This is a genomic window from Sphingomonas sp. (assembly GCF_964263785.1).
Lineage (GTDB): Bacteria > Pseudomonadota > Alphaproteobacteria > Sphingomonadales > Sphingomonadaceae > Sphingomonas.
Map to the genome: position 1 here is coordinate 1 of NZ_CAXVWL010000041.1, position 16,892 is coordinate 16,892.

15 protein-coding genes and 1 tRNA gene are annotated in these 16,892 nt (G+C 67.8%); 11 read left to right on the forward strand and 5 right to left on the reverse strand.

Annotated features, from left to right (window positions below; translation table 11 throughout):
• Positions 1-65: 65 nt before the first annotated feature.
• The 3 genes from ACE5C1_RS05315 to moaA all read right to left on the reverse strand — a co-directional run bounded on the left by ACE5C1_RS05315 (position 66) and on the right by moaA (position 2,106).
• Positions 66-140, reverse strand: a tRNA-Asn gene (locus ACE5C1_RS05315).
• Positions 141-293: 153 nt separating this feature from the next.
• Positions 294-1,070 carry an NAD kinase gene (locus ACE5C1_RS05320; protein WP_374943020.1) on the reverse strand — a complete coding sequence of 259 codons (777 nt, stop codon included), beginning with the start codon at positions 1,068-1,070 and terminating at the stop codon, positions 294-296.
• Positions 1,071-1,080: 10 nt separating this feature from the next.
• Positions 1,081-2,106, reverse strand: coding sequence for a GTP 3',8-cyclase MoaA (gene moaA / locus ACE5C1_RS05325; protein WP_374943047.1), 1,026 nt, complete (start codon positions 2,104-2,106; stop codon positions 1,081-1,083).
• Positions 2,107-2,226: 120 nt separating this feature from the next.
• Between moaA and ACE5C1_RS05330 the strand changes: the two genes are divergently transcribed.
• The 11 genes from ACE5C1_RS05330 to rutA all read left to right on the forward strand — a co-directional run bounded on the left by ACE5C1_RS05330 (position 2,227) and on the right by rutA (position 15,537).
• Complete coding sequence (locus ACE5C1_RS05330) at positions 2,227-3,813, forward strand: EAL domain-containing protein (protein ID WP_374943021.1); 1,587 nt, start codon at positions 2,227-2,229, stop codon at positions 3,811-3,813.
• Positions 3,810-4,205: a YybH family protein gene (locus ACE5C1_RS05335; RefSeq protein WP_374943022.1), complete on the forward strand. Its 396-nt coding sequence runs from the start codon at positions 3,810-3,812 to the stop codon at positions 4,203-4,205. Before ACE5C1_RS05330 ends, ACE5C1_RS05335 begins: the two co-directional genes overlap by 4 nt.
• Before the next feature lie 428 nt (positions 4,206-4,633).
• The gene (locus ACE5C1_RS05340) at positions 4,634-5,884 is read left to right on the forward strand and encodes a lipoprotein-releasing ABC transporter permease subunit (protein WP_374943023.1); all 1,251 of its coding nucleotides are present in this window, start codon (positions 4,634-4,636) and stop codon (positions 5,882-5,884) included.
• Positions 5,885-5,996: 112 nt separating this feature from the next.
• Positions 5,997-6,674, forward strand: a complete 678-nt coding sequence (locus ACE5C1_RS05345; RefSeq protein ID WP_374943024.1) for an ABC transporter ATP-binding protein — start codon at positions 5,997-5,999, stop codon at positions 6,672-6,674.
• A complete protein-coding gene (locus ACE5C1_RS05350) occupies positions 6,671-7,147 on the forward strand; it encodes a glutathione peroxidase (RefSeq protein ID WP_374943025.1) in 477 nt (158 codons plus the stop codon). The genes ACE5C1_RS05345 and ACE5C1_RS05350 overlap by 4 nt, the downstream gene beginning before the upstream one ends.
• Positions 7,148-7,301: 154 nt before the next feature.
• A complete protein-coding gene (dnaE, locus tag ACE5C1_RS05355; protein ID WP_374943026.1) occupies positions 7,302-10,787 on the forward strand; it encodes a DNA polymerase III subunit alpha in 3,486 nt (1,161 codons plus the stop codon).
• 125 nt (positions 10,788-10,912) lie between these two features.
• Positions 10,913-12,514 (forward strand): long-chain fatty acid--CoA ligase, encoded by a 1,602-nt coding sequence (locus ACE5C1_RS05360; protein WP_374943027.1) that lies wholly within the window; start codon positions 10,913-10,915, stop codon positions 12,512-12,514.
• A 56-nt stretch (positions 12,515-12,570) separates the two neighbouring features.
• Positions 12,571-13,299, forward strand: coding sequence for a pyrimidine utilization protein B (gene rutB / locus ACE5C1_RS05365; protein WP_374943028.1), 729 nt, complete (start codon positions 12,571-12,573; stop codon positions 13,297-13,299).
• Positions 13,300-13,302: 3 nt separating this feature from the next.
• Entirely contained in the window at positions 13,303-13,686 is a 384-nt protein-coding gene (rutC, locus tag ACE5C1_RS05370) for a pyrimidine utilization protein C (RefSeq protein ID WP_374943029.1), read from the forward strand.
• Positions 13,679-14,461 (forward strand): pyrimidine utilization protein D, encoded by a 783-nt coding sequence (gene rutD / locus ACE5C1_RS05375; protein WP_374943030.1) that lies wholly within the window; start codon positions 13,679-13,681, stop codon positions 14,459-14,461. The genes rutC and rutD overlap by 8 nt, the downstream gene beginning before the upstream one ends.
• Positions 14,462-14,466: 5 nt before the next feature.
• Positions 14,467-15,537: a pyrimidine utilization protein A gene (rutA, locus tag ACE5C1_RS05380; protein ID WP_374943031.1), complete on the forward strand. Its 1,071-nt coding sequence runs from the start codon at positions 14,467-14,469 to the stop codon at positions 15,535-15,537.
• Positions 15,538-15,542: 5 nt separating this feature from the next.
• Here the strand turns inward: rutA and ACE5C1_RS05385 are convergent, their stop codons facing one another.
• Complete coding sequence (locus tag ACE5C1_RS05385) at positions 15,543-15,686, reverse strand: hypothetical protein (protein ID WP_374943032.1); 144 nt, start codon at positions 15,684-15,686, stop codon at positions 15,543-15,545.
• 44 nt (positions 15,687-15,730) lie between these two features.
• Entirely contained in the window at positions 15,731-16,798 is a 1,068-nt protein-coding gene (locus tag ACE5C1_RS05390) for a PA0069 family radical SAM protein (RefSeq protein ID WP_374943033.1), read from the reverse strand.
• Positions 16,799-16,892: the final 94 nt, after the last annotated feature.

Below are 16,892 nucleotides of genomic sequence, written 5' to 3' on the forward strand. Positions count from 1 at the left end.
ATCCAACAATTCTCCAACAATCGACGGCGATCTCGGAGGCTGCAGGCGGTCCGTCTAGCGGACGGTGGCTCCCCGAGTTGGATTCGAACCAACGACCAAGTGATTAACAGTCACCTACTCTACCGCTGAGCTATCGGGGAATGACGCCGTGAGCGGGTCTATACCGCCGGGGAAACAGGATGCAAGCCCTCGTGCGGCTTGGCGCGCCGCGGCAAAGCCGCGCCGTCGGTCGCGAGGGTGCTCGCGCCGGCCGCGGGTCGCGCGAGTCCTTGCGCAGAGTGCGCCAGCCCGCGCTACCCGATGAACTGCTCCATCGTGATCCGGTCATCCAGCGCATGCTCAGGATCGAACAGCAGCGTCAGCTCGCGCGCTCGGTCCATGCACACGTCGACCTGCGCGATGTCGCGGATCTCGCGCTGGTCCGCCACCGCGGACACCGGCCGCTTGGCGGCGTCGAGCACCCGGATCGCGATCCGCGCCTTGTCGGGCAGGATCGCGCCGCGCCAGCGCCGCGGGCGGAACGGGCTGATCGGGGTCAGCGCCAGCAGCGCGGAACCGAGCGGCAGGATCGGCCCCTGCGCCGACAGATTGTACGCGGTCGATCCCGCCGGCGTCGCCACCAGGATGCCGTCGCACGCGAGTTCGGGCAGCACGACGCGGTCGTTGACGGTCACCTCCAGCTTGGCGGTCTGCCGCGTCTCGCGCAGCAGCGACACCTCGTTGATCGCGGGCAATTGGTGCACCCGGCCGTCGATGCCGGTCGCGGTCATCATCAGCGGCGTGACCTTGAACGCCTTGGCGCGCTCCAGCCGCGCGTCGAGCCCGTGATAGCGCCATTCGTTCATCAGGAAGCCCACCGTGCCCAGGTTCATCCCGAACACCGGCACCGTCGGTTTGCGTCGCTCGAGCATCGCGTGGAGCGTCTGGAGCATGAACCCGTCGCCGCCCAGCGCGATGACGACATCGGCCTCCTCGGCATCGACCCACTCGGCGCTGTCCGCCAGCTCGGCCGCCGCGGCCTGCGCGGGCGCGGTCGGCGACGCGAGCAACGCCCGGCGCTCGAAGCTCATCCCCCCGACCTCATCCGCCGGTGACGCTCATGTGCCGTGCGACCGCGGGTGCCTCGCCCGCGCCGATGCGGAAATCGTGCCGCTTCGGCTTGCCCGCCAGCGCCAGGTCGATCGCCGCGTCGAGCGCGCCGATGCCCTCGGCCCGCAGAACGCCCTTCAGGTCGACTTGGTCGTCATGCCCCAGGCACATGTACAGCTTGCCCTCGGTCGTCAGGCGCACGCGGTTGCAGCCGTCGCAGAAATTGGCGGTGAGCGGCGAGATGAGCCCCAGCCGGGTCGCCGTTCCCTCCACCCGCCAATAGCGCGCCGGGCCTCCCGTCCGGTGCGAGTCGCGCACCAGCGGGAACCTGGCGGCGAGCGTATCGAACACGCCGGTCAGCGGCAGGAACCGGTCGGTACGGTCCTCGTCGATCGCACCCAGCGGCATCGTCTCGATCAGCGCCAGATCGTGGCCTTCGCGAACGCACCATGCGAGCATGTCGCCCAGCTCGTCCTCGTTCAACCCCTTCAGCGCGACCGCGTTGATCTTGACCGCCAGCCCGGCCTCACGCGCCGCGGCGATGCCGTCGAGTACCTGCGCCACATCGCCGTGCCGCGTGATGAAGCGGAACCGATCGGGATCGAGGCTGTCGAGGCTGACGTTGACGCGCCGGATACCCGCCGCCGCAAGCGCGGGCGCATGCTCGCGCAACCGCGTGCCGTTGGTGGTCATCGTCAGCTCGTCGAGCCCCGCGCCGACATGCAGCCCGAGCCGCGTGACGAGCTCGCCGACATCGCGGCGTACCAGCGGCTCGCCACCGGACAAGCGGATCTTGGTCACCCCACGCGCGATGAACCGCTCGGCGATCAACGCGATCTCCTCCAGCGTGGCGAGCGCGCTGCGCGGCAGGAACGTCATCGCCTCCGCCATGCAATAGCGGCAGCGCAGGTCGCAGCGGTCGGTCACCGAAATCCGTAGATACCGGATCGTCCGCCCGTGCGCATCCACCAGCATGGGGGCCGGGGCAGGGCTTTGGGAAGACGGCACGGGCACCATCATCGAGAGGTAGGGCACGGCATCCGGAGCGACAACCCCCCGAGCGTGGCGGCGTTCCGTCTCCAGACGTTCAAAGGTCTTGCCGTTGCTCCATCGCCACGCGGCATCTAGGCAGGACGCATGCCCACTGCTCCTCCCCGCGTGATCGTCGCCGCGCTCGCGGGTGTGCCGGCGTTCGATCTCCCGAGCTGGCCGGACGCGCAGGCCAAGGCGGTGGACGCGATCGCCGCGGACGGCAGCGGCGGCGCCATCGTGCTGGTCGATGCGCGCGGTCGGCGCGCGGAGGCGCTCGCGGCGGTTCGGCAATTGGCGTCGGGAGGTTCGGCGATCCTCGCGATTGCCGCCCGCGGCGATGCCCGCGCCTTCGATGCCGCTGGCGCCACCCATTTCCTTGCCGACCCCGCCGACGTTGCCGAAATCGACGACGCGCTGCGCTTCGCCGCACGCTGGCCGGGAACCGCGAACCGCCGCGTCGGCGATGCATCACCGGACGAAGCGGCGGCGCTCGCGTGGGTCGAGGCGAACCGCCCGGGCCACGTCATCCTCGTCGCATTGTCCCGCTTCGACATCGTCAACGCCGCCTACGGCCGCCCCGCCGGCGACGCGCTGCTGGAAGTGGCGGAGCGGCGCATCCGCACCGCCGCCGCCGCCTTCGCGCGCAGCCATGTCGCCCGGCTCGACGGCGCGACCTTCCTCGTCGCGGGTGATTTTGTAGGGGAGCAGGCAACCGCCCGCCTCGGCGACGCACTCGCGCGGCCGTTTCCCGTAGGTGACGCCATGGCGGTGCTCGGCGCCCGTTTCGGGGTGGCGGTGCGCGAGGCAGGCGACGACGGCGCATCGCTGCTGCGCCGTGCTGGCGAAGCGCTGGCGGCGGTCCAGCTCAGCGACGGCGCCACCGTCCGCGTCGCCGACCCGGACGGCGCCGCGCCGATCGCGACGCTGGCGGTCGATCTCCACCGCGCCATCGAGCGCGACGAGATCGCCATCCTCTTCCAGCCGCAGGTCCGCATCGGCACGAACGACTGTGGCGATCGCATCACCGGGGTCGAGGCGCTCGCCCGCTGGGACCATTCCCTGCTCGGCCCGCTCGGCGCCGATCTCCTGTTCGCCGCCGCCGACCGCGCCGATCTCGGTCTCGCGCTGTCGGACCATATCCAGGCGCTGGCGCTCACCCGCGCTGCCGCTTGGCCTACAGCGCTGGCGCATCTCGACCTCTCGCTCAACGTCACCGCCGCCGACATCGCGCGCGCGGGCTTCGCCGACGCGGTCCTCGCCCGCGTCGCGGCGAGCGGATTCGCGCCCGCGCGGCTAACGATCGAGATTACCGAAACCGCGCTCATCACAGATCTCGCCGCCGCCGCCGAAACGCTGGCGACACTGCGGGCGGCGGGTGTGCGGGTCGCGATCGACGATTTCGGCACCGGCTACGCCAGCTTCGCCTATCTGAAAGCATTGCCGCTCGACCGCCTCAAGATCGACAAATCGCTGGCGCACGACATCGTCGGGTCGCCTCGCGGCCGCGCGGTGGTGCGCGGCATCATCGCGGTCGCCGACGCGCTCGGCCTCGCGGTCGTCGCCGAAGGCGTCGAGACGCAAGCCGAGCGCGACTTGCTGGCGAACGAGCGCTGCGGTCATTACCAGGGTTTCCTGTGCGCCGGCCCGCTCGACGACGCCGCGCTGATCGATTTGGTGGAGAACCGCAGATGATCGTCCTCCTATCCGTCGCCGTCGTGTCCGCCACGCCTGCGCAAGGCATCGAAGCCGCCATGGCCGCCAGCGCCGCCGGCTGGAATGCGGGCGACCTGGATCGCTTCATGGCGATCTACGCCGACGACGCGGTCTATGTGACATCCAAGGGGCTGGTCCGCGGCAAGGCGGCGATCGCCGACCGCTACCGCGGCAGTTTCGCGAAGGGCGGCAATACCCGCGGCAGCCTGTCGTTCCGCATGCTCGGCGAGCGCACGATCGACGCAACCCACCGCATCCTGTTCGCCCGCTGGACGCTCACCGGCGCCACAACAGCCGAGAGCGGCATGACCACGCTGGTCTTCGAACGCCGCGGCGCCGCATGGCGCATCGTCGCCGACCACAGCAGTTGAACGTGGTACGGCGGTAAGCACCCGTTCATTGCGCCCATGCCAAAGGTAAGTCCCGGCAGCGTCGGCGGGGACGCGCGAAGTCGGAAGCTCCCGCGTCCCCATCGGCCTGTCGGAACAAACATCGGCCCGCCCCAAACCTGGACCGGACAAGCAAACGCCCGGATCGTTGCCGATCCGGGCGCCTGCGTGACGATCGCTCGTCAGCCCCCATTCCTGTGCCGTCGCTCGCGCGCTCTTTCAAGCGGAGCTGATGGCGGTCCCCGAACCACGGCCGTTGCCTGTGTGCCAGTCAGGATGTGCTACGCCCGAGTCGGGGCCCTGTCATCGTTCTTGTGACACATGGGAGACGATTGCGGAGAACCTGTGTCGGCAGCGCAACAGAATCGGTCCGGTTGCCTCTACCCCGGCCACCGCCTAGAGCGCGCAACATGATCCTGTCCCGATACGAACGCATGATCGCCAGGCGCTATCTGCTGCCCGGCAAGGGGGAAGCGTTCATCCTGCTCGTCGCCGGGTTCAGCCTGGGCGCGGTGATGCTGGGCGTCGCCGCGCTGGTGATCGTCATGAGCGTGATGAACGGTTTTCGCGCCGAGCTTTTCGACAAGATCGTCGGGCTGAACGGCCATGCCGTCATCCAGGGCATCGGCGGGCGCCTGCCCGACTGGCGCGAGATCGTCGCGCAGGCCAAAGCCACGCCGGGTGTGACCAGCGCGGTGCCGCTGATCGAACAGCCGCTGATGTCGAGCTACAACGGCCGGGTCGAGGGCATCCTGATCCGCGGCATGCGGGTCGAGGACATCCGCAACAACGCCTCGCTCAACACCCACGTCGTCACGGGCAGCCTTGCCAGCCTCACGCCAGGCAGCGGTCGCATCGCGATCGGCAGCCGCCTGGCGGAATCGCTCGGCGCGCAGATCGGCAGCGAGGTGTCGCTCATCAGCCCGCAGGGGCAGGCGACGCCGTTCGGCACCGTGCCCCGGATCGTCAGTTACACCGTGGCCGCGATCTTCGAGATCGGCGTGTACGATTACGACAAGGCCTATGTCGTCATGCCGATCGAGGACGCGCAGACCTTGCTGCTGATGGGCGATGCCGCGGGGATGGTCGAGCTGAAGACCGTCGACGCGGACCGGGTCGGCCCGATCCTGGCGCCCTTGGTCGACAAGGTCGGCACCCGCGCGGTCGTGTCGGACTGGCGGACAATGAACGCGCAGTTGTTCGAAGCGCTCGCGGTCGAGCGCGTCGCGATGTTCGTCGTGCTGTGCATCATCATCCTGGTCGCCGCGTTCAACATCGCCTCGTCGCTCATCATGCTGGTCCGCTCGAAGACCCGCGATATCGCCATTCTCCGGACAATGGGCGCCACCCGCGCGGCGATGATGCGGATCTTCATCACCGTCGGGTCCACCATCGGCGTCCTCGGCATCGTCGCCGGGTTGGTGCTGGGCACGGTGTTCCTGTTCTTCCGCCAAGCCGTGGTCAATTTCGTCCAGCTGGTGACCGGGCAGAACCTCTGGGACCCCTCGATCCGCTACCTCACCGAACTGCCCTCCAAGCCCGACCCGGCGGAGATCGTCGCCATCGTCGTCATCGCGCTGGTGCTGACCTTCCTGGCGACGGTGTATCCGGCGTGGAAAGCGGCCAATACCGATCCGGTTCAGGTCTTGCGGTATGAGTAGTGCAAACCAATTGCTCCCCGGCACGGGGAGGGGGACCGCTCGCGAAGCGAGTGGTGGAGGGGCAGCCCCAAGCGCTGGTTCTGCTGGACTGCCCCTCCACCAGCCTACGGCTGTGAGGGAGGAATACGTTCTCGAAACCACCAACCTCGCCCGCAGCTTTACCCAGGGCGGCCAGACCATAGACGTCCTGCGCGGCGTAAACCTGTCCGTCGCCCCCGGCGAGATCGTCGCCCTGCTCGGCCCCTCGGGCTCGGGCAAGTCGACCCTGCTCCAGGCGGTCGGCCTGCTCGAAGGCGGCTTCTCCGGCTCGATCCGCATTGCCGGCGAAGAGGCCGGGTCGCTCAGCGCCCATGGCCGCACGGTGGTGCGACGCGACCGGCTGGGCTTCGTCTATCAGTTCCACCACCTGCTGCCCGACTTCAACGCGCTCGAGAACGTCGTCCTTCCGCAACTCATCCACGGCGCCGAAGCTGTCGCGGCGCAGGCCCGCGCGCAGACCCTGCTGACCGCACTCGGCCTCGGCTACCGCCTGACCCACCGTCCGAGCCAACTGTCGGGGGGCGAGCAGCAACGCGTCGCGGTCGCCCGCGCACTCGCCAACCGCCCCGCGCTGATCCTCGCCGACGAGCCCACCGGCAACCTCGACGAACACACCGCCGGCATCGTCCTCGCCGAATTCCTCCGCCTGGTGCGCGAGGAAGGCTCGTCCGCACTGGTCGCCACCCACAACGAACGCCTCGCCGCACAGATGGACCGCGTGGTGCGGCTGCACGAAGGGATGCTGGCATGACCGCGATCACCGACCTCACCGTCCGCGCCGCCGACGGCAGCGACGCCCCGCTCGGCGGCTACGCGGGAAAGGTGCTGCTGATCGTCAACACCGCGTCGAAATGCGGGTTCACCCCGCAATATGAAGGGCTCGAACAGCTTCACCGCACCTACTCGGATCGCGGCTTCGAAGTGCTGGCCTTCCCCTGCAACCAGTTCGGCGCGCAGGAGCCCGGCGACGCCGCGGAGATCGCGAACTTCTGTACGTTGACCTATGACGTGACCTTCCCGGTCTTTGCCAAGGTCGACGTCAACGGCCCCGACGCCGAGCCGCTGTTCGAGGCGCTGAAGTCCGCCGCGCCCGGGCTGATGGGGTCGACCGGGATCAAGTGGAACTTCACCAAGTTTCTCGTCGACTGCACGGGCAAGGTCACCCGCTACGCCCCGACGACCAAGCCCGAGGCGTTGAAGGCGGATATCGAGAAGTTTTTGTAATATCGTACACCCACACGTCACCCCGGCCTTGAGCCGGGGTCCCGCTTCTTTTTAGGTAGGTCGTAAGAAGAAGGGGGGCCCCGGGTCAGGCCCAGGGCGACGAAAGTTGATCAGTCGTCTGGTCGAATCGCCGCCCCGGGCCCATACCCCCCAAATGCACGCCGGTTTCGTCCCCCTTCGTATCTTCTCCTCCTACACCATGCTCGACGGCGCGATCGAGCCAAAGGCGATCGCCACGCACGCGGCAAAGCTCGGCTTCCCCGCCGCCGCGCTCACGGACCGCAACGGCCTGTACGCCGCGATGGCCTTCTCCGACGCCGCGAAGAAATCCGGCGTCCAGCCGATCATCGGCACCATGCTCGGCGTCGCGCGCCCCGACATGCCGGAGGGCGTGGCTGCGCCGCTCGACTGGATCGCGCTCTACGCGCAGGACATGCAGGGCTACGAGAACCTGTGCGCGCTCGTGTCGAAGGCGCACCTCGACCGTCCGATCGAACAGCCCGCGCACGTCGCCTTCGCCGACCTGGAAGGGCGCACCGACGGCGTCCTCGCGCTGACCGCAGGCGGGGAGGGCGCGCTCGCTCGCCTGTTCGCCGAGGACCAGCCCGACCGCGCGCACGCCTACGCCGATCGCCTGCAGGCGCTGTTCGGCGACCGCCTCTACATCGAGCTCGCCCGCCGCGACGACGCGACCGAGATCGCCGCCGAGGACGCGCTGATCGACCTCGCCTACGCGCGCGGCGTGCCTCTTGTCGCCACCAACCCATGCTGCTTCGCCGAAGGCGATTTCGGTCGCGCGCACGATGCCATGCTCTGCATCGCGCACTCGACCTATGTCGAAAGCGACGACCGCCCGCGCAGCTGCCCCGAAGCCTGGATGAAGCCCGCTGCGCGCATGCGTGAGCTGTTCGCCGACCTGCCCGAAGCGATCGACAACACCCTGGTCGTTGCGCAGCGCTGCGGCGTCGCGGCGCCCTATCGAAAGCCGATCCTGCCGACGCTGGCGGGCGACCTGGCGGGGGAGGCGGACATGCTCCGCCGCGACGCCGCTGCCGGGCTGGAACGCCGGCTCGACCGCATCGCCACGCTCCACGGCGAAGGCGAGGCGGGCTGGCGCGACGTCTACCGCGCCCGCCTCGCGTTCGAGGTCGACGTCATCGCGCAGATGGGCTTTCCCGGCTATTTCCTGATCGTCGCCGACTTCATCAAATGGGCCAAGGACCACGACATCCCCGTCGGCCCCGGCCGCGGATCGGGCGCAGGATCGGTCGTCGCCTGGTCGCTGACGATCACCGATCTCGACCCACTCAAGCTCGGCCTGCTGTTCGAGCGATTCCTGAACCCCGAACGCGTGTCGATGCCAGATTTCGACATCGACTTCTGCGAAACCCGTCGCGGCGAGGTCATCCGCTACGTCCAGGAGAAATACGGCCGCGATCAAGTCGCGCAGATCATCACCTTCGGTAAGCTCAAGGCACGCGCGGTGCTCAAAGACACCGGCCGCGTCCTACAGATGAGCTACGGCCAGGTCGATCGGCTCGCCAAGCTGATCCCCAACCACCCGACCGACCCGTGGGACCTGAAACGCGCGCTCAACGGCGTCGCCGAGCTCGCCCGCGAATACGCCAACGACAATGGCGTGCGGAACCTGCTCGACCTCGCGATGCGGCTGGAGGGGCTCCCGCGCCACGCCTCGACCCACGCCGCAGGTGTCGTCATCGGCGACCGCCCGCTCGCCGAGCTTGTCCCGCTCTACCGCGATCCGCGCTCGGACATGCCGGTCACCCAGTTCGACATGAAATACGTCGAGGGTGCCGGGCTGGTGAAGTTCGACTTCCTCGGCCTCAAGACGCTGTCGGTTCTCAAGAAAGCCGTGCAACTGCTTGCGAAGCGTGGAATTATCGTCGATCTCGACGCGCTCGAATGGGACGACGACACGGTCTACGACCTGCTCAAGCGCGGCGAGACCGTCGGCGTGTTCCAGCTCGAATCGGAGGGCATGCGCCGCACGCTGTCCGCGGTGAAGCCGTCCAACTTCGGCGACATCATCGCGCTCGTGTCGCTCTACCGTCCGGGCCCGATGGACAACATCCCGTCGTTCGGCCGTCGCAAGAACGGCACCGAAGCCATTGTCTATCCTCACCATCTGCTCGAACCGATCCTGTCGGAAACCTACGGCATCTTCGTCTATCAGGAACAGGTGATGCAGGCCGCGCAGGTGCTGGCCGGGTTCAGCCTCGGCGGCGCCGACCTGCTTCGCCGCGCGATGGGCAAGAAGGTGAAGGCCGAGATGGACGCGCAGCGCGCGGGCTTCGTCGAGGGCTGCGCGACCGTGAACGGGATCCCGAAGGCGGAGGCGAACGCGTTGTTCGACCTGATCGACAAGTTCGCCGGCTACGGCTTCAACAAGAGCCACGCCGCGGCCTACGCGCTGCTCGCCTACCAGACCGCGTGGCTGAAGACCCATCACCCGCACGAATTCTTCGCCGCTTCGATGTGCTACGACATGGCGCAGACCGACAAGCTCGGCATCTTCGTCGAGGACGCGCGGCGGATGGGGGTGGCGATGCTGCCCCCCTGCATCAACGCGAGCGAAGCGGACTTCGATGTCCAGGCGACCGGCGACGGGCTGGCGGTGCGGTTCGCGCTGGGCGCACTCAAATCGGTCGGCGAGGGCGCGATGGAGCGGCTGGTCGCCGAACGCGCGAACGGCGCATTCCGGGCGCTCGACGACCTCGCCCGCCGGGTCGACCCCCGCCTCCTCAACAAGCGGCAGATCGAGACGCTCGCCGCGTCGGGCGCCTTCGATGCCATCGACGCGAACCGCGCCGGTGTCCACGCGGTCGCCGAGACCCTGCTCGCGGTCGCGGCACGCACGCATGAGGCCAAGACAAGCGGGCAGGGCGGCCTCTTCGGCGACGCAGAACCGGCCGGCGACGCGATCCGCCTGCCGCAATCGGCCAACTGGTCGCTGAGCCAGCGGATGGAGCAGGAAAAGGAAGCGTTCGGCTTCTATTTCTCCTCCCATCCGGTCGATCGCCACGCGCATCTGGCCAGAATGCACGGTGCGCGCGCCTTCGCGGCGCTGTCGGAGCTGACGATTCCCGACGACGGCACGCGCGCCGGAGCGACGATGGCGGTGCTGGTCGAGGAGGCCAAGTGGCGCACCTCGGCGCGCGGCAAGCGTTACATGATGGCGCAGCTGTCCGACGCCAGCGGCCAGTTCGTAGCGACCTGCTTCGACGATGCGGTGGCGAAAGACCTGGAAGAGGCGGCGCGCGCGGGTGGCTGCGGTCTCGCGACGGTCGAGCTCGATCGCCGTCCGGGCGAGGACGCGCCGCGCGTCACCGTCAAGCGCATCCAGCCGTTCGAGACGCTCGCATCGACCGCGCGCTTCGTCATCGACGTCACGGTCGACGACCCCGCCGCCTTCCCCAAGCTGGCCGCGCTGCTCAGCCATCACCGCGGCGCCCGCGGCGAGGTCCGCGCGATCGCGCCGATGGGCGATGGCGACGTCACCGTCCTGCTCGGGCGGGACTTCCTGCTCGACGCCGAGCTTGCGACCAGGATCGAAGCGTTGCACGGTGTTCGCGGCGTGGCGCTGAGGACCTCCGAGACGAGGCTCGCGCTGGTCGGGTAAGGCGTCTGGGGCCGGTCACCCCGTTCGTGCTGAGCGCAGTCGAAGCACAGGCCCGGGGCCATGCCCTTCGACTTCGCTCAGGGCGAACGGGTATGTCGTGGCATCCTTCGAGTTTGGAGAGAGCTATGCTGGGTGGAATGCAGGATTTCGAGCTGCGTGTCCCGCGGCTGATCGACCATGCGGTGCGCGAACACGGCCGCCGAGAGATCGTCACCCGCTGGGCCGACGGATCGGAAATGCGGACCGACTGGGCCGGCGTCGGCCGCGATGCGCGCCGCGTTGCCCGGCTGCTCGAAGACCTCGGGTGCAAGCCCGGCGATCGCATCGCCACGTTGGCGATGAACCACGCCCACCACCTGGCGACCTGGTATGGCGCGATCGGCATGGGCGGCGTGATCCACACGGTCAACCCGCGGTTGTTCGACGACCAACTCGTCTACATCGCCAACCATGCCGAAGACAAAGTTCTGTTCTACGACAAGGCATTCCAACCCATTATCGACAGGTTGCGTGAACGCTGGACCACCATCGAGCACTACATCGTCATGGACGCTGTGCGCGACGATAGGGAAGATTGCTTCCGCAAGCTCGTCGACGCCCGCGACCCCGACTACGCCTGGGTGGAGGGCTCCGAGCGCGATCCGTGCATGCTCTGCTACACCAGCGGCACCACCGGCAATCCCAAGGGCGTCCTCTACACCCACCGCTCCACCGTCCTCCACGCGATGGCCGAGCTCCAACCCGCGGTGTTCGACTTGTCGGGCCGATCGGTCGTGCTGCCGATCGTTCCCATGTTCCACGCCGCCGCCTGGGGCCTGCCGTTCGCCGCCGCTGCGGCTGGCGTGAAGCTCGTCTTCTCCGCAGTGAACGAGCCTGCGGTGCTGTGCGGGCTCATGAACGGCGAGCGCGTGACCCATTCTGCCGGCGTTCCGACAGTTTGGCTCGGCATGTTCGCCCACATCGACAGCACCGGTGAGCGGCCCGAGCATCTACAGCTCGTCACCATCGGCGGCTCCGCGGCGCCACGCGCGATGATCGAGCGGCTGATGCGCATGGGTATCCGCGTCAACCATGCCTGGGGGATGACCGAAACCTCGCCGATCGGTACAATGGGCGCGCGGAGCTACGACTGGGACGATCTGACCTTCGAACGGCAGGTCGATCAGGTCGCGATGCAGGGGCGGGTGCCGTTCGGGGTCGAACTGCGCATCGTCGACGAAGAAGGCGCCGAACTGCCCCGCGACGGCGTCGCCACCGGCCGTCTGCAATGCCGCGGGCCGTGGATCGTCAAACGCTATTTCGGCGCCGAGGAGGACGCCGTCGACGCCGATGGCTGGTTCGATACCGGCGACGTTGCCGCGCTCCACCCCGACGGCACGATGCAGATCACCGACCGCGCCAAGGACGTCATCAAGTCCGGCGGCGAATGGATCAGCTCGGTCGAGCTGGAGAACGCCGCGGTCGGCTGCGAGGGCGTCGCAGAGGCCGCGGCGATCGGCATCCCCCACCCGCGCTGGGACGAACGCCCGCTGCTGCTGGTGGTGCGCAAACCGGGTGCGGCGGTGAGCGCTGCCGACATCATGGCGCATTTGGCGCAGCACGTGGCCAAATGGTGGCTGCCGGACGCGATCGAGTTCGTCGATGCGCTCCCGCACACCGCAACGGGCAAGCTGCTCAAGACTGCACTGCGCGAACGCTATCGCGACTTCCGGCTGGCCGCGGCTTAGCCCTTGCGCACACCCCCGCGGGTGCGCCACCTTGCGCGCCTGGACGGGAGCGACCTTTGGCCGAAACGATCATCCGCACGGGCACGAACGACGCCGCGGCGGTGACGCTGCCCGCGCGGCCCGAGGCGCTCCGCCTCGACCCCGCCGAGACCGCGGTCGTCGTCATCGATATGCAGAATGCCTATGCGTCGCCCGGTGGCTATGTCGACCTCGCCGGCTTCGACATCGCGGGCGCGGCAGGAACGATCGCCCGGATCGCCTCGGTGCTCGCCACCGCGCGGACCGCGGGCGTGCAGGTGATCTACCTCCAGAATGGCTGGGACCCTGATTACGTCGAGGCGGGCGGGCCGGGATCGCCCAACTGGCACAAGTCCAATGCACTCAAGCACATGCGTAAGGTTCCTGACCTCGCCGGGCAGTTCCTTGCGCGCGGCGGGTGGGACTATGCACTGGTCGATGCGCTAGCCCCGCAGCCGGGCGACATCGGACTCCACAAGACGCGCTACTCCGCCTTCTTCAACTCGCAACTCGACAGCGTCCTGCGCGCCCGCGGCATCCGCAACCTCGTCTTCGTCGGCATCGCCACCAACGTCTGCGTCGAATCGACGCTGCGCGACGGTTTTCACCTCGAATATTTCGGGGTGATGCTGGAAGATGCCACGCATCATCTCGGTCCGCCCACGATGCAGGCCGCGAGCGTCTACAACGTCGAGAAGTTCTTCGGCTGGGTCTCGACCGTCGCCGATTTCTGCGGCGCGTTCGGCCAAATTCCCAAGGAGCCCTGACCGATGCCGTTCGAAACAATCAACCCGCCGCAGTTCCCGACCCCGATCGCGCCCTATTCGGCCGGCGCAAAGGCGGGCAACACCGTTTATGTCTCGGGCGTGCTGGCGCTCGGCGAGGGCGGGGTGGTGCTCCACGTCGGCGACGCCGCGGCGCAGACCCGGCACGTGCTGGACGTGATCAGGACGACGCTGGAGGCGGCGGGCGCGACTCTGGCCGACGTCGCGATGAACCACATCTTTCTCAAAGACCTCGGCGACTATGCCGCGTTCAACGCTGTTTACGCGGAGTATTTCCCCGGCGCGAAGCCCGCACGCTATTGCATCAAGTGCGATCTGGTGAAGCCCGATTGCCTGGTCGAAATCGCCTCGGTCGCACACCTTGCCTGAGGCAGCCGGGCTCTATTACGAACTGCACGGGCCCGATAACGCGCCGCCCCTGATCCTGTCGCCGGGGCTCGGTGGCTCGGCCAGTTACTGGACTCCCAACCTATCGGCGTTCGCGACAGACTACCGCGTGATCCTCTACGACCACCGCGGCACCGGGCGCAGCGACCGCGTGCTGCCCGCCGTGGTCACGGTCGACGATCTCGCGGACGACATGCTCGCGCTCTTGGACGCGCTCGGCATTGTTCGCGCGCACGTGATCGGGCATGCCGCGGGCGGGGTCGCCGGGCTGGCACTCGCGCTGAAAGCCCCCGAGCGCGTCGATCGCCTGGTGACCGTCAACGGCTGGGCGAAGGCCGACCCGCATTTCCTGCGCTGCTTCGACATGCGGCTCGCGCTACTCCGCCACGTCGGCGCGGAGGCGTATCTGCGCGCCCAGCCGATCTTCCTCTATCCCGCCGAGTGGATCACCGCGCACAGCGACGAACTCGACGCCGAGCTGCCGCACCAACTGGAGGGCTTTCCCGGTGCGGCGACGATGGAGAGGCGCATCGCGGCGCTGGCGGCGTTCGACGTCAGCGACAGGCTGGCGGACGTTTCCAGGCCGCTGCTGACGCTGACCGCGCAGGACGACATGCTGGTCCCATGGACCGCCTCCGACTTCGCGATGGACATTGCCGGTGCCCGGTCGGCACGGATGGACTGGGGCGGGCACGCCTGCAACGTCACCGACCCGCCGGCCTTCAACCGTCTCGTTCTCGATTATCTCAGGAGCTAAGTCCCATGCAGGTCGGCGTTTTCGTGCCCATCAACAACAACGGTTGGCTGATTTCGGAAAACGCGCCGCAGTATAAACCGTCATTCGACATGAACAGGGCGATCGCGCTCTCGGCCGAGAAGCACGGGCTCGATTTCCTGCTGTCGATGATCAAGCTGCGCGGGTTCGGCGGCAAGACCGAATTCTGGGAATACGGGCTGGAGAGCTTCACGCTGATGGCCGGGCTCGCCGCGGTCACCGAGCGGATCAAGATCTACGCGACCTGCCCGACACTGGTCATCCCGCCAGCATTCGCCGCGCGGATGTGCAACACGATCGATTCGATCAGCCACGGGCGCTTCGGGCTGAACCTCATCACCGGCTGGCAGCCGCCCGAATATACCCAGATGGGGATGTGGCCCGGCGACGAGCATTTCCGCAACCGTTACAAGATGCTGGACGAATATGCGGCGATCCTGCACGAACTGTGGGAGACCGGGGTCAGCGACCACAAGGGCGAATATTACCAGATGGAGGACTGCCGTGTCTGCCCCCAACCGGCCGGCGCCATGAAGATCATCTGCACCGGGTCTTCGGACGAGGGCCTGGCCTTTTCCGCGAAATGGGCGAACTATGCCTTCTGCCTCGGCAAGGGCGTGAACACCCCGACCGCCTTCGCGGGCAACAACGACCGCCTCGCCGCCGCGACCGCAAAGACGGGCCGTGACGTGGCGGTCTTTGTGCTCGTCATGATCATCGCCGCTGAACCGACGATGAAGCGATGGCCAAGTGGAAATCCTACAACGACGGCGCCGATCTGGAGGCGATCGGCTGGCTCGCCGAACAGGGCGCCAAGGACACCGTCAACACCGACACCAACGTCCGCCAGCTCGCTGCCCGAGGGCGCAGTCAACATCAACATGGGCACGCTGGTCGGCAGCTACGCCAGCATCGCGCGGATGCTCGACGAGATGGCGACCGTGCCGAACACCGGCGGCGTCCTGCTGACCTTCGACGATTTCATCGAAGGCGTCGAGGCGTTCGGCACCCGCATTCAGCCGCTGATGAAGTGCCGGCAGGGCATTCGCGACGCCTGACCAATTCAGGAAGGATGAGCCTCGGGCACCTGCTCCTCGTCCTCGCCCGGCTGACCGACGTGATCGGTCAGCGCATTGTTGCCATAGCCCGCACCGGACTCCTCCTCCGCCGCGGGAGTGCCGGTGTCGCCTTGCGTCGGTTCAGCCATCGTCTCGTCTCCTTGCCGCCTCAACACGCGTGCGCCCGACAAGTTCAGAACAACTCCCCCTGCACCCCCGCAGGTGAGCGGAACCGGTCGGTGCGCAGGACGATCCGCTCCCGGTTCAGCCCGTGCTTGCGGCACGCGATGCGGAAACGGGTGCGCAGCAGGTCGGCCCACGGTCCGCTGCCCTGCATGCGGGTGAAGAAATCGGGATCGTTCTCGCGTCCGCCACGGATCGAAGCGATCGTCGCCATCACCTTGGCGGCACGGTCGGGGAAATGCGCGTCGAGCCAGGCGCGAAACAGCGGGGCGACTTCCCAGGGCAGCCTCACGGGGATGAAGAACGCGGACCTCGCGCCCGCTTCCGCGGCGCGTTCGATCAGATGCTCGATCTCGTGGTCGGTGATTGCCGGGATGACCGGCGCGATCGAGACGTAGACCGGCACCCCCGCATCGGCGAGCACACGCACCGCCGCCAGTCGCCGTTCGGGAGTCGGCGCGCGCGGCTCGACGGTGGCGGCGATACGGCGGTCGAGCGAGGTGATCGACAGCGTCACCGCCGCCAGTCCCTTCGCCGCCATGGCCCCGAGCAGGTCCAGGTCGCGGACGACACGGTCCGATTTCGTGGTGATGAACAGCGGATGGTTGGTCTCTGCCAAGACCTCGACGATGCCACGCGTGACTCGCCAGTCGGCCTCGATCGGCTGGTACGGATCGGTGTTGGTGCCGAGCGCCATCGGCGCGCACGCATAGCCCGGACGCGCCAGCTCGCGGCGGAGCAGCGTCGCCGCATCGGGCTTGGCGAACAGCCTGCTTTCGAAATCGAGACCCGGCGACAGATCGTGAAACGCATGGCTCGGCCGAGCGAAGCAATAGATGCAGCCATGCTCGCATCCTCGATACGGATTGATCGAGCGGTCGAACGGCACATCCGGCGAGGCGTTGCGGCTGATGATCGTCTTCGGATGCTCGACCGTTACCGTTGTGCGCAGCCGCTCGGGTACGCCATCGATTGCATCGCGGGCATCCAGCCAGTCACCATCCGCCTCGGTCTGCGGCAGGCTGAAGCGCCTGCTCTCCATGTTGAGCGTCGCGCCTCGGGCAGGTCTCGCCTTCATGACGCCATTCTATCATCATTGAAGAACGTAGCAAGAACAAACACAAAGATGCGAACCGCTCGCAAAACCGTTGACAGTGAGAACTACTCTCAAT